The sequence below is a fragment of the Mucilaginibacter sp. P4_D1 genome, from assembly GCF_056401935.1.
In genome coordinates, this window is the sequence record NZ_JBFUIJ010000027.1 from 1 (window position 1) to 13,350 (window position 13,350).

9 protein-coding genes and 1 rRNA gene are annotated in these 13,350 nt (G+C 44.7%); 3 read left to right on the forward strand and 7 right to left on the reverse strand.

What is annotated here, in order from left to right; all coding sequences use genetic code 11:
* Nucleotides 1-100 precede the first annotated feature (100 nt).
* Both rrf and AC1DV1_RS20145 read left to right on the forward strand, forming a co-directional pair.
* Nucleotides 101-212 (forward strand): 5S ribosomal RNA (rrf, locus tag AC1DV1_RS20140).
* A 249-nt stretch (nucleotides 213-461) separates the two neighbouring features.
* A complete protein-coding gene (locus AC1DV1_RS20145) occupies nucleotides 462-1,877 on the forward strand; it encodes a DUF3863 domain-containing protein (protein ID WP_477362527.1) in 1,416 nt (471 codons plus the stop codon).
* Nucleotides 1,878-2,986: 1,109 nt separating this feature from the next.
* Here the strand turns inward: AC1DV1_RS20145 and AC1DV1_RS20150 are convergent.
* The 6 genes from AC1DV1_RS20150 to AC1DV1_RS20175 are packed head-to-tail and all read right to left on the reverse strand — an operon-like array spanning nucleotide 2,987 to nucleotide 10,330.
* Entirely contained in the window at nucleotides 2,987-6,223 is a 3,237-nt protein-coding gene (locus tag AC1DV1_RS20150; protein WP_477362529.1) for a type I restriction endonuclease subunit R, read from the reverse strand.
* Between the two features lie 9 nt (nucleotides 6,224-6,232).
* On the reverse strand, nucleotides 6,233-6,514 hold the full coding sequence (locus tag AC1DV1_RS20155; protein WP_477362531.1) for a hypothetical protein: 282 nt from the start codon (nucleotides 6,512-6,514) through the stop codon (nucleotides 6,233-6,235).
* Nucleotides 6,515-6,551: 37 nt separating this feature from the next.
* Nucleotides 6,552-8,054: a restriction endonuclease subunit S gene (locus AC1DV1_RS20160; protein WP_477362533.1), complete on the reverse strand. Its 1,503-nt coding sequence runs from the start codon at nucleotides 8,052-8,054 to the stop codon at nucleotides 6,552-6,554.
* Nucleotides 8,051-8,485, reverse strand: a complete 435-nt coding sequence (locus tag AC1DV1_RS20165; protein WP_477362535.1) for a nucleotidyltransferase substrate binding protein — start codon at nucleotides 8,483-8,485, stop codon at nucleotides 8,051-8,053. Before AC1DV1_RS20165 ends, AC1DV1_RS20160 begins: the two co-directional genes overlap by 4 nt.
* Complete coding sequence (locus AC1DV1_RS20170; RefSeq protein WP_477362537.1) at nucleotides 8,478-8,738, reverse strand: hypothetical protein; 261 nt, start codon at nucleotides 8,736-8,738, stop codon at nucleotides 8,478-8,480. Before AC1DV1_RS20170 ends, AC1DV1_RS20165 begins: the two co-directional genes overlap by 8 nt.
* 2 nt (nucleotides 8,739-8,740) lie before the next feature.
* Nucleotides 8,741-10,330 (reverse strand): type I restriction-modification system subunit M, encoded by a 1,590-nt coding sequence (locus AC1DV1_RS20175; protein WP_477362539.1) that lies wholly within the window; start codon nucleotides 10,328-10,330, stop codon nucleotides 8,741-8,743.
* Nucleotides 10,331-11,687: 1,357 nt separating this feature from the next.
* Between AC1DV1_RS20175 and AC1DV1_RS20180 the strand changes: the two genes are divergently transcribed.
* A complete protein-coding gene (locus tag AC1DV1_RS20180) occupies nucleotides 11,688-12,296 on the forward strand; it encodes a hypothetical protein (RefSeq protein WP_477362541.1) in 609 nt (202 codons plus the stop codon).
* Nucleotides 12,297-12,592: 296 nt separating this feature from the next.
* On the opposite strand, the gene AC1DV1_RS20185 is transcribed toward AC1DV1_RS20180, so the two are convergent.
* A complete protein-coding gene (locus AC1DV1_RS20185; RefSeq protein ID WP_477362543.1) occupies nucleotides 12,593-13,279 on the reverse strand; it encodes a peptidoglycan DD-metalloendopeptidase family protein in 687 nt (228 codons plus the stop codon).
* Between the last annotated feature and the right edge of the window lie 71 nt (nucleotides 13,280-13,350).

The window sequence follows — 13,350 nt, forward strand, 5'->3', positions numbered from 1 at the left end:
AAGCAGAAGGCCAAAAGGCTAAAGCGAGAAGTGAAACAAATAAATGAATTGGCAAAAAAGCGTTATGCTTTCAGCCTTGAGCTTTCAGCTCAAAAGAAATTCAGGTGCCTATATCGGCGGTGTCTACCTCTTCCCATTCCGAACAGAGAAGTCAAGCCCGCCAGAGCCGATGGTACTGCGGTAAAACGTGGGAGAGTAGGTCGGTGCCAAATCTTATCCGCCTCAAAGGCTGAATCGTGAAACCCTTCATCATATTGATGAGGGGTTTTTGCGTTTAACACCAATTGGCATTGGGCATCCAGGTCTATATTGGGGAAGTAAACCGTGCTTTGTTGAATTTAGCTTACAAAAAGTACACGTTTGTGGTAAAAAAGTCTTAGCTCTTGATTCTAACCTCTTGATTCTTCTTCAACCATTCCCCAATTCCGGTATATTTGGCTTCATAACATCAAACACATACCATGGATAGACGTGCTTTTGTCAAAACATCGGCCATTACTGGGGCCGGTTTAATTGCCGGTCCGCAGTTTTTAAAGGGTTTTGCTGCGCCTGTTAACAGCGCGGCTGCACCCTTAACTTTAAACGGCAACCGCTTTGTTACCTTTTGCATCATGATACGTACTACGCCATGGGAGGTATCCAGGGATGTAAAGCTGCACCCGCGCGATGAAGCCAACTGGCATACCCTGGCCGGCGTTAAGGCTATGCGTGAAGCTTTTGCCAAAAACAACCCCGACGGGCGGCTAACCTGGGGCTTTACCCTGAACGCGCTGGAAGATAAACGTAAAAACTATGCCGAAATTCGCGCCTACACGGTAGAGTGCCAGCAAAAATATGGCGACGAGGTATCTTATTTCCCCGGTTACTTCCCGGCCATGTACCTGCCACGCGAAAGGATCAATAAGGAAATGACCGAGGCCATCCAGATCATTACCAATTTTGTAGGCAAGGGCTACCGGCCGCAAGCTATCATGGGCGGTTTTTTATCTGCCGATAATTTAAAATACCTGGCCGAGCAGGAAAATATCCACGCGGCGCACGCCGTTATCTGGAGCCAGTTTAATATTGATGGCGGGGGTGCCGACGGTTCGCCCTCGTACCCCTTTTATCCATCAACAGAACATTTTTGCAAGCCGGCGCAAGGCAGTAACGATTTTATTGATTGTGTAAACCTGGACGGCTGGACCATGGATTTTATTTGCGCCCGCCGCAGCGGGGCCATAGGCCAAAAGATTGACGGCTATAACAGCCGCCGTGGCGTAGGCCCGCTGGAAACGTATGTGGGCTGGGGATTAGATTTGGGGCACCGCGAAGTAATGCACACCCAATCCATTCATTTTGATAAGGGCTTCGAGTTAAACAAATTTGGCTGGGTAACCAATATATGGGAGGCACAGCTGGTTTACGAGATGGGCAAAGATTTAATTTGCAACGCACTTGAAATGTGGGTAACCGATACCAAAAAACGCTGGCCCGATACCCATTTTGTAACCTTTGGCGAGTATGGCAACATCTGGCGAAACCAAAATAAAAATAACAACCAGCTAAACTACCGTTTTGAAGAACGAGGCTCGGGCCTGGGCGACTCCTACAACAACCTGGAAATTAAATGGTACATGAACAAGGAGTTCAGGCTGGCTACGCTGCGCGACTGGCACCTGAACACCGCACCCAAAGTAATCGACTTTACCCGCTACGATTTAAAGGCCACCGAACCTACCGACCCAAGCCCTGCACATCCCGTAAAAAACTGGAGCCTCATCAACGTAATAAACCAAAAAGATACCCGCCCGCAGGACGCGCCCAAACTGGTTAAAGAGCTTGATAAACCATCACAGGATTTAATAGCCAGGTATTATCCCGAGGTTATGGTTTAACCTGCTGCCGGCGCAGTCGTGTTACGCGTGTTATTTTCCAATTGCCAAATGGCAGCGGTGGCGGCATAGGTCGCCACCTCAATCAACGGCAACGCAGGGGAAAACGCATATAAGTTGGGTTAACATAACTTAACACATTTCGAAAATATTTTTTGTAAGTATTTGATAGTCAATGCTTTGTATTTTATCATGGTTAACATGATTTAGCGCAGGTGTGGGGTAAAGGTTTCAGCATTGGGTCACCTGTGCTATCGTCGGTATTTGTTTAAAGGAAGTCACAAGTGACCCTTAGGCAGGCCGCCGCACAACACTTGAGTTAAGGGGACCCCCTCAGGAGACACAAAAGCGGTGCCCCGTGCGAATCCCCTCTCGAGCGGGGCGGAGGGGTGTGTCAAGCCAATGAATTCGGAATTCGGATGTTCGATTTCGGATTTTTTTATTTTCGGATTTCGGAATTTTGTCCCCTCAGGTTCTCTCAGCGAGGAACCTGAGGGACGATGCCCGTCGTATCCAGATAATTCATCGCCTGGCATGCGCCCTCAGGGTCCTTTTTCAAAGAGACCCTGAGGGGACAACGAAAAGTCTTAATTCTTGATTCTAACCTCTTGACTCTTCCTATCCTCTCCAAAAAAAGTCTTGCTACTTGATACTTACTACTTGATACTAAAATGCCCCCTCCCCGCAAATCACCAAAAAAGTCTTAATTCCAACCTCTTGACTCTTCCTATCCCCTCCAAAAAAAGTCTTGCTACTTGATACTTACTACTTGCTACTAAAATGGGCGTTCCCTGCGGGCCGGGCTGTACGCTTATACGCCTGCAGGCATTACGCTCGCGGGCCGGTATCCGCTGCCATCCCTAACGCGAACGCCGGGAAACAAACCCACTATACGGCACCTTTGGTATAAATGCTGAAACGGTTTAGCGCGAACATTAAAATAAAGTAAAGGCGGAAGATGCTAATACGTTTTAGCGCAGGTATTGAGTAAAGGGTGGGAGTTGGCTCACCTATGCTTAATCACGTATTTGTTTAAAGGAAGTCACAAGTGACCCTCACGCAGGCAGCCGCACAACACTTGCGCTAAAGGGGGGCAGAATTAATCTAAATGATCAATTTCCGTTTACAAATAAATTCGCCATCAACTCCGCTTGTTTCAATATCGTGTCTATTGCTTTGGCTTGCTTATCCGGCGGGTAGCCCCATTTGGTCAATGTTCTTTTTACAATTACCATCAATTTGGCACGGGCGCTTTCTCGTATAGTCCAGTCGATAGTGGCATTTGCCCTTACTTTATCTGTAATTTCTCTGGCAATATCCTTTAGTTGTTCATCGCCTAAAACCTGCACGGCGCTGTCGTTTATCTCCAGGGCATTATAAAAAGCCACTTCATCAGTAGTTAAGCCAAGCTGTCGCCCTTCCTCATCTGCTTTTTTAATTTCTTTGGCAATGTTAATTAGCTCCTGTATAATTTCGGCAGTGGTTAAAAGGTTGTTTTGGTATTTTTTGATTGCCCCTTCCAACATTTCGAGCAGCTTTTTGCTTTTTACAAGGTTTGTTTTCGACCGTGTTTTTATTTCGTCGTTCAGTAATTTTTTTAGTAGTTCAAGGGCAAGGTTTTGATGTTTCATGCCCTTTACTTCCATCAGGAACTCGTCCGACAAGATTTCTAACCCGGTAATTTCCGGTTTCTGTAATCCGGCAGCTTCAAAAATATCTACCACCTGGTCTGAGCTGATGGCCTGGTCAACTATCTGCTTAATGGTAGTTTCTATTTCAAAATCCGATCTGCCGGTTCCGGTTCCTTCAAACTTTACCAACCGGGCTTTTACTGCCTGGAAAAAGGCTATGTCTTCGCTAATGCGTAACGCCTTTTCGTTCGGTGTAGATAAGGCGTATGCCTGGCTTAGTAACGTAACCTCCCGAATAAAGCGGTTTTTACCATCCTTTAATCCTAAAATATGTTCTTCGGCTTGTAATATGATGGATAGTTTTTCCTGTGCCGATACTTTGAAAAAACGGCGGTAGTTAAATTTAAAACTGTTTTGGTAGTACGCTTCGGGCTCCTCTAATAAAATATCGCTCTGAGTGTAAGCCTTCTCGTTAAAAAATTGCTGCACTACTTCCATCTTTTCTTCCATCAGGTGAATGGCCTGGCTGATATCTAAAGTTGGTTCGCCTTTGCCCCCCGCGGCCGAGTAAAAAGACAAGGCTTTTTTCAGGTCGGTGGCTATGCCTAAATAATCAACTACCAAGCCGCCCGGCTTATCTTTAAACACCCGGTTTACACGGGCAATGGCCTGCATTAAACCATGCCCCTTCATTGGCTTATCAATGTACAAAGTATGCAAACAAGGGGCATCAAAGCCGGTTAACCACATATCGCAAACGATAACCAGTTGTAAAGCATCAGCCGGATCTTTCATGCGCTCAGCCAAATCCTTGCGTTGTTGTTTTGAGGTGTTGTGTCGTTGCATTTCGGGGCCGTCGGCACTGTTGGAGGTCATTACAACCTTTATAGCCCCCTTACTTAAATCATCACTATGCCAATCGGGCTTTAAGGTAGTTATTTCACGGTATAAGTCGGCAGCTACGCGGCGGCTTATGGCTACCACCATGGCTTTGCCGTCGAATACTTTTTGGCGCTGCTCAAAGTGGTTTACAATATCGTTGGCCAGGTTTTTGATACGCCCGGCATTACCTACTATTGCTTCAAGCTTCGTCCACCGGGCCTTGGCTTTTTGCGATTCGGATATCTCCTCATCCTTTTCCAGCTCTTCGTCAAATTCTTCAATCAGCTGTTTGCCTTCTTCGTCCAGGTTTATTTTAGCCAGCCTGCTTTCGTAATAAATACGCACGGTGGCCCCATCGGCAACGGCCTGGGCTATATCGTAAACATCAACATATTGGCCAAACACCTGCGGGGTATTTATATCCGTGCCTTCAATAGGCGTACCGGTAAAACCAATGTAGGTAGCATTGGGCAGGGCATCGCGCATATATTTGGCGAAGCCGTAGGCAATGCGTTCGCCAGTTTTTTGTTTGGTTTCTTTATCTACTACCTGTTTTATCGATGCTTCAAAACCGTATTGCGTGCGGTGCGCTTCGTCGGCTATTACCACTACGTTCCTACGGTCTGAAAGCTGGTCATAAACTGCCCCGCGGTCTTCGGGCGAAAACTTTTGGATGGTAGTAAATACAATACCGCCGCTGGCTACCTTTAACAGTTCTTTCAAATGTTCGCGGTCACGGGCCTGTACGGGTTCCTGCCTTAGCAATTGTTTACAATCGGCAAAGGTTTCAAATAACTGCTCGTCAAGGTCGTTCCTGTCGGTTATTACCAAAATGGTTGGGTTTTGCATTTGGGCCGACGTAATCAACTTGCCCGAATAAAACACCATGCTTAGGCTTTTGCCCGACCCTTGCGTATGCCATACCACGCCCCCCTTTTTGTCGCCTTTGGCACCAGATGCTATGATGGTTGATTCCACCGCCTTATTTACCGCGTAGTATTGGTGATAAGCCGCTAATTTTTTTACGGTTTCAATTTGGGTAATGCCTGCCGTATCAATCTTCTTGGTTTTTTCAAATACAATAAAGTTTCTGATCATATCCAGCAGCGTGGCCGGGTTCATCATACCCTTCAACAAAATTTCCAGCTGAGGGTTAAAACGCGAGGCTTCTTTTTTGCCGTCGGCGGTTTTCCAGGTCATAAAGCGGCTAAAGCCTGCCGATACGCTGCCTGCTTTACACTCGTGCCCGTCAGATATAATACAAATAGCATTATAAGTAAACAGCGAGAGAACAGTGGCCTTATAAGTTTGCAACTGATCAAACGCCTTACGCATGGTAGCGTTTTGGTCGGCAGCGTTTTTTAGCTCGATAACCACCAGGGGTATGCCATTTACAAAAAGGAGGATATCGGGGCGTTTGTTCTGATTTTTTTCGACGATAGTATATTGGTTAATTACCAAAAACTCGTTGTTAAAAACATCATCAAAATCAATAAGCGCGACTTCGTAGCTACGTTCAAAACCGTCTTTTTGATAAGGAATTTTTACCTTCTCCACCAGCAGGCTGTGAAAGCTTTCGTTATTATACAATAGATCGGGTGAGTAAATACGCAGTATCTTTTGAATCGCCTGCTCCTGCGCATCGTGCGGGATGCCGGGGTTTAAGGTAGTTACCGCCTTGCGTAATCGGGCCGTTAAAATTACCTGTTCAAAATTATCCCGCTCGGCAAGCTCGGCACCGGGCGCAATAGCAAGCCCCGGCAAATAAGTCCATCCGCTGTTTTGGAGGGTTTCAATGGCAAAGGCTTCTATATGGCTTTCGGTGATGGGCTTCATTAAGTGAAATTACAATTTTGAATCCAAATCTATAACCCGCTTTTCGTAAGCATTTATCCGGTCAACAGCCTGTAGTATTTCACTTGTCCAGATACTTTCGTTAGGGAGCTGAAACCAAAGTGGGTTACCTCCCTGGCTTGGATATCCAATTTCTTCTTCATGCCCGTTCCATCTCATGGCCAACCGCGTATCGCTGTTTTCCCATATGCCATAGGCTACAGAAAAACCATCGTTATTGTAAATAATGGTGTGAACATGAAATTTGGCAGGCCTTACATCTTCTGGTTTCATTGTTTTTTGATTTAGGTTTTAATTTTAAATATAGTGTTTATTGTGGCATTTGCACTCTTACTTCGCCACTCATTAACTTAGGTAACAAGGTATCGCGCATGTTGATAAGTGAGCGAATTTGAGCTTTATTTTTTTTTATCTTTTTAATAGCATCATCGCAAAAGGACAGTGCGTTTTTCAGAATAAATTCGTTCGGAATATTTATTTTCAAGTCCTTAATCTGATCAAATGTTATTTGAGGAAAAGTACCCGATCTTGATTCCGCCAGTACCTGCAACCATTCCAAAGTTTGAGGATGACTTAAATAAAAATAAATAAAAGCCTGGCTTACAATCCCTTTTGAACGCAATACCATAAGTTTTGTAGATGCTACATAATTTGATGCATCAAAGTCCACATAGGCGTATCTGCCGTTAGCCGGCCTTATTTCACTGAATAAAATATCATCTCGTCGCATAGACTTTTTTGCTTGCCCTGGCAAATTATTTACCGCAACAGGTTCATGCACCAAAACGTCCCCTAAATAAATGTCGGAGGTGTTTAAAAAAACGATATGGTCATCGGGGAATTTATGTGTGGTTGATATGGTTGTAATTAAGTCGCCTAAAATGAGCTGTCTTTCAGATTGTTGTTCCGCTTCCTCCACAAACCATTGCCTAAAAAGCGTTTCAGCCAATTGCTCCAATGTTTTATTTTGGCGATTTAAGAGGTCGATTTTGTTATCAAGGCATTTAAGTATTGCGGCAATACACTGTTGTTCAACTAAAGGAGGCAAAGAAATCGGGATATTCTCTATATCGTTCTTAGAAATATTGGCTTGATTAGCACTCCCGGAAGATTGACTTGCTATATATTGATGAGTGTCTTCATCTTTCAGAAAGTAATACAAATATTCATTAGCTAATTTATCAGTGTTAGACAACAACTTTGCCACTCTTTGGTTAATAAATGCTCTGAGTTCAAATTTGTATTTTGAAACTAATCCTACTACTTGCGTTTGTAATTCTGGGTGATTGCCTGTTAATGATATCAATACATCATCCATTTCGGCTGTGTATTTCAAGAGTTTATCATAATAGAAATGAAACTGTACGTCGTTTAAATGAACGTCCCCATTTGCAACATTCTTAATCTTAATTACGGGCAATGCGCCGCTTTGGTAGTTATCAAGAAAATCTGCAGATTTAAAAGCGTATCCGTTGATGACTTCTATCAATTCCCCTAACTTATGCTCTTTCCATCTTCTATAAAATTCTACCCCAACCCGATCAATATGGCCTAATAACTCCGGCTCCTTAATCTCATTATAATCCAACAAGTCAATTTTATATTTTATCCCTTTATCATCAAAAGCCACGCTCATTTTTAACATATCGTCAAGCGTTAGCTGGTACCCTTTTAAGGCTATATCTATATCAGAATCATCGCGGTAATTGCCTTTGGCTCGTGAACCAAATACATAAGCTTTATCAACCTTAGGGTTGGCTTCAAAAACCTTAACCAGTTTTTCAATGATATCATCCTGCAATCCAAATCTCATCCGTTTTTCTCCTGGTTTATTTTTTCAATTTGCAGGCGTGTCTCTAACTGTATGAACAAGCCATAAAAAACCTCGATAATTTTGGCTGCTATTTCATCGGCGGTATCCTCATCGTAAGTATGCGAGGTAAGGTCTCGGGACTTTTTTAACTGTTTCCAACCTTCCTCATCTGCTATATATCCATCTGCTACAGCCTGACTAACAATTATATTTGGCCCGCCGTTATCATTTGGTCTTTCGTGATGTCGTAACAAGTCTTGCAATGTTTTCCATGCTAAATCATAGGTAAATTCAAAACCTTGTATTAAACCTTGTTCCTCCAAATCAGATAGTGGCCGTTCCTCATTTAGCCGGACAGCAGCACCGAGGCGGGCTAATGCTTTGCGGTAATTATTAAACCGCTGTATCCAGCGAACGTCTTTGTTATCCATTTATTGGTTGTGTACTTATCCAGTTTATATGAACATTTCCGTCTTGCTCAATTACTTTAAAACCAAGGCTTTTCTTTTTTAGCACGTCGCTACCTTTAAATTTATAAGTTTTATTAAAAGGGTTGCTCTCGTGGTTAATCTCAACAATTAAAATGTCAGCAGCTGTTAAACCGACGATGCTAACTCTGTAAAATCCAGAAGTTTTCAACCTTGTAGATGGTCTGATGGTTCGTTTTCGTATAACTTCCTGCATGGTTATCTGATAATTATTTTGGCCAAGTTATCTGCTATCTGCTTATTCAGTTCGGCTTCTTCGGCAATCTGCGCTTCCAGCTCGGCTTTTAAAGTAGTAAAGCGTTCCTCAAAATTAAAGTCGTCTTCCTCATCGGCCAGGCCAACATAGCGGCCTGGGGTAAGCACATAGTTTAATTCTTTTACCCGCTCAATGGTAGCTACATTACAGAAGCCGGCCACATCTGCATAATTACCATCGGGGTTGCGGTAATTGTGGTAGGTACCAGTTATTAAATCCATATCGGCCTGGCTCAGGTCGCGGTTTTTACGGTTTACCAAATAGCCCATATTACGGGCATCAATGAACAATATTTCGTTTTCACGTTTACGAAAACCGCCGTTGGTTTTATTGCGCGATAGAAACCACAAACAGGCCGGGATCTGGGTGTTTAAAAATAGTTTGGTAGGCAGATTTACGATGCAGTCCACCAGTCCGTTTTCGATCAAGGCTTTACGGATATCGCCTTCGCCGGTGGTATTGGTGGTTAACGATCCTTTTGATAACACAAAACCAGCCTGTCCGGTTGGGGYAAGATGATAAAGGAAATGTTGTATCCACGCATAGTTGGCATTACCGGCGGGGGGCACCAGGCGCTGGCCTAAAACCGTCCAGCGGGCATCATCGCGCAATAGTTCGCCACTCCAGTCGCTGTCATTAAACGGCGGATTGGCAATAATATAATCGGCCTTTAAATCCTTATGGGCATCATTTAAAAAGCTGCCTTCATTATTCCATTTTACGTTACTGCTATCAATACCACGGATGGATAAATTCATTTTTGCTAAGCGCCAGGTAGTTTGGTTGCTTTCCTGCCCGTATATCGAAATCCTATCCAGCGGGTTTAAAGCCAAACCGGTTTTACCTTTTTGTTTATAATGATCCTGGTGGCTGGCTATAAACTTTTCGCTTTGGACAAACATGCCACCGCTGCCACAGCAGGGATCAAAAACGCGGCCTTCGTAAGGCTCCAGCATCTCTACCAATAATTTTACTACACTGCCCGGCGTATAAAACTGGCCGCCTTTTTTGCCTTCGGCCAAAGCAAATTCGCCCAAAAAGTATTCAAATACCTTACCCAGCAAATCTTTACTTTGCGCTTCTTTAGTACCCAAAGTGGCCGACCCCACTAAGTTTACCAGGCCGCCTAAACTTGCCTTGTCCAGTTTTTCCTGCGCGAATACTTTAGGTAATACGCCACGCAACGAGGGGTTATCCTGTTCAATGGCATCCATGGCATCGTCAATATCTTTACCAATAGTAGGCTGGGTAGCCATGCCTTGTATGTGCGCCCAACGGGCTTTTATGGGCACAAAAAAAACTTTTTCGGCTATGTACTCATTTTTATCTTCCGGGTCGGCGCCATCGCTTATTTGTTCAACCAGCTGCTGGTGCAGTTCAACAAAGGCGTCGGATATATATTTAAGAAAAATCAACCCCAAAACCACGTGCTTGTATTCGGCCGCATCCATGTTTTTGCGCAGCTTATCGGCAGCTTTCCAAAGTTTTTTTTCTAAAGGTTCTTCCTGTTCTATTTTAGCTGATTTAGCCATGTTATAATTGTCGATTTATCCGGGTTTATTCTTACCTAAAATACACAGTTAACTTTAAAGGCGACCATGTAATAGTTAAAAACTATGGCTAAGATACTATATTACTTTATTACAAGCGGGCGTATAAGGCTTTAGTTTTTTGAGGGATTTTATAAAGGGAAAGCTATCAAGAGGTTGGAAAGATACTGATGCCAATTATTATACAAGCGTTGTGCTGTACCCGCAAGCCACGTTGTGTTGCGTACCGCTGGCACGCAAAGATTGTTAATTTGTTCGGGCTACAAAGCTTTTGCTCCTCCGGAGCATCCTGTCGGCCGCCATCTTAGCACAAGTGTTGCGTGCTTGCCTGCGGGTTAGGCTGCTTGTGAATTTACAGACGAATGTGAAGCACAGGCGCACCCTTGTTCAAGGCCTGTGCTAAAAAAGGGCTAATATGTCACCCTTTCAGGGCTTTGGTTGATGTGGTTTTGTCGATGGGCGATGCCCATCGCAGGCGGATGTCGCCCTTTCAGGGCTGGGCTATGGGTGGCAGTTTGGTACACAACCCGGTTTGAACTTTGCCGGCCCTGAAAGGGATGATATGCCAACACAGAGCGACGCCCTGTGTTTATAACGCGATAACTATGTGAGAGCCCTGAAAGGGTGACATATCCCTCGCCGGACGCTAAGTGTTGGATAGGGATAGTCATTAGTCACTGGTCATTAGTCATTGGTGGTATGGTGGGTTAGTTGGCCGTTCATTGGCTCCCCCCCGCTGCCGTCCCGATAATATCGGGGTGTGCTTGCATGCAAATCGCCACGCTCATTTGTAGCACCAATCAAAATCTATCCCCGCAGCTCGCGTTAGTGATGGAAGTGGATACCGGCCTCGCGCCTAATGCCTGTGCAGTATGAGTACAGCACGGGCCGCAGGCAACGCCATTATTCGTCATTAGTCATTGGTCATTAGTCATTGGTGGGAAGTTCATTAGTCGGATAGTCATTAGTCATTGGTCATTAGTCATTGGTGGGAAGTTCATTAGTCGGATAGTCATTAGTCATTGGTGGGAAGTTCATTGGTTCATTAGTTCATTAGTTCATTGATGGGATGGTGGGTTGGTTGGAGGCTGGTCATTAGTCATTGGTGGGAAGTTCATTAGTTCAAGGTTCATTAGTTTGTTGGTAGCACAGTTTATAAAGTAGTACGTTCATGAGGTGGTTGGTGCATTGGTAGGGGGCTCATGGGCATCACATTGACGGTGGGCCTGGTGGTGTTGGTTTTTGTAAAAGGGATATTTATGGGCGAAGGCAAATAAATTGGTAACAATGGGGCGGTAAATGCATCATATACCCAATTTATAAACCGGAACCCTGGACTATGATGAAGAAACACGCTGTTTTAATTGGTGTAGTAATTGGGCTGATTTTGATGGGGGTAGCCATTGGGCTTTACCCGGGCGGCACCATGTTTGATGAAACTACCGTGGGCTTTAGCTGGAGCCGGAATTTTATTAGCAACTTGTTTGGCGCCAGGGCCCTAAACGGCGCCCCAAACCCGGCCATGATTTGGGCATACGCGGGGATGCTGCTGTTCCCCTGTTGTTATGCGCTGTTTTTTGTACATATGGCCGGCAAAATACCGGTAAAAAATGCGGGTATTATACTCAAATACCTGGGGCTGGTTAACGTGGTTTTCACGTTTTTAACGGTAACCCGTTATCACGATTTGATGCTGATTATATCAACCAGTTTGTTTTGGACGGGCATAGTGATTATTACGGTGTATATCCTGAAAACAAGGCTGCGGCTGTTTAAGCTGCTTTGTATTGCTTGTTTGCTGCTTTTTTACTACGGCGTGTACCTGTGGGCCACCAGCAACTGGGACCTGCTGCCCACGATACAAAAGGTAAATTTCGCCACGTCGACCCTGTTGATTTTAGGGCTGGAGTATTTTACCAAAGCGGAGGATTTCGCTGACGTTCATTAGTTCATTAGTTTATTGGTGGTAGTATAGTCATTAGTCACTGGTCATTAGTCATTGGTGGGATGGTGGGGTTGGGGTATAGTCATTGGTCACTGGTAATTAGTCATTGGTGGAATTGGAATATAGTCATTAGTCACTGGTCATTAGTCATTTGTGGGATGGTGGGGGTGGTTGGCGGGGTTTTGCATGGGGAACGACATGCGGGCGCAGACATACGAAGTTTTTAGAACCTGGTAAGTCTGGGATTTCTCAATTTGTGATAGCTCGCTTTTGGTTGACTTTTTATAAAACGAATAGCGTTAAAACCCCAGCACCAATCCCGGATCAGGCACATTGGCCCTATACTTTTCCATCTCCGAGTATTTACATACACCCGGGTAATCGCCAAACTTGCCTTCCATATCAAACATCAGTTGAAAATGCAGGTGGGGCGGCCACCGGCCATTTTCGGTATTATCGCCAAGGGTGGCTATTTGCCGGTCTTTTTCAACCGGCATACCAACAGTCAATACTTCCAGGCTTTTGCGGCTCAGGTGGCCGTAAAGGCTATACAGTATTAAACCATCAAGGTTATGTTGCAGTATAATGCAGGGCCCATAATCGCCCAGGTTGTTGTTGTCCTGGTAGCTGTGTACTTCGCCGGCAAAAGGCGTATAAATAGGAGTACCCGCCGGGCCCCAAATATCAACACCCAAATGCAGGCGACGTGGCTCGTCTTCGGTATCAAAGTGGGCGCTTGCGGCGTAAATAGTGCGGTGTTCCAGGTAGCCGCCAATGCCGTAGCGACAATTATTCGCTTTCAGTTTATCGCTTACCCAATTGGTAAATTGTTGGGTATCGCCAATGATGGCAGTACTCAACCCGGTATTGGCGGCGGTAAAATCCAACGGAAAAAGCCGGTCGGCACCGGCATTGTAGTCAACCACTTTGCCAATGGCATCGGGGTGGTTTTGTAAATAAGTTTTCAGCTGTTGGTGCCGGTGCATGAAGTATTGATCATTTTAAGTCATTAGCCCCAAGCCTTAAGCCTAAAGAATGGTTTTATCTTTATTGACTC

Excerpts from the sequence above, each read along its gene's own strand:
- AC1DV1_RS20145 (WP_477362527.1), top strand. The coding sequence starts at position 462 with ATGGATAGACGTGCTTTTGTCAAAACATCGGCCATTACTGGGGCCGGT.
- AC1DV1_RS20150 (WP_477362529.1), bottom strand. The coding sequence starts at position 6,223 with ATGAAGCCCATCACCGAAAGCCATATAGAAGCCTTTGCCATTGAAACC.
- AC1DV1_RS20155 (WP_477362531.1), bottom strand. The coding sequence starts at position 6,514 with ATGAAACCAGAAGATGTAAGGCCTGCCAAATTTCATGTTCACACCATT.
- AC1DV1_RS20160 (WP_477362533.1), bottom strand. The coding sequence starts at position 8,054 with ATGAGATTTGGATTGCAGGATGATATCATTGAAAAACTGGTTAAGGTT.
- AC1DV1_RS20165 (WP_477362535.1), bottom strand. The coding sequence starts at position 8,485 with ATGGATAACAAAGACGTTCGCTGGATACAGCGGTTTAATAATTACCGC.
- AC1DV1_RS20170 (WP_477362537.1), bottom strand. The coding sequence starts at position 8,738 with ATGCAGGAAGTTATACGAAAACGAACCATCAGACCATCTACAAGGTTG.
- AC1DV1_RS20180 (WP_477362541.1), top strand. The coding sequence starts at position 11,688 with ATGATGAAGAAACACGCTGTTTTAATTGGTGTAGTAATTGGGCTGATT.
- AC1DV1_RS20185 (WP_477362543.1), bottom strand. The coding sequence starts at position 13,279 with ATGCACCGGCACCAACAGCTGAAAACTTATTTACAAAACCACCCCGAT.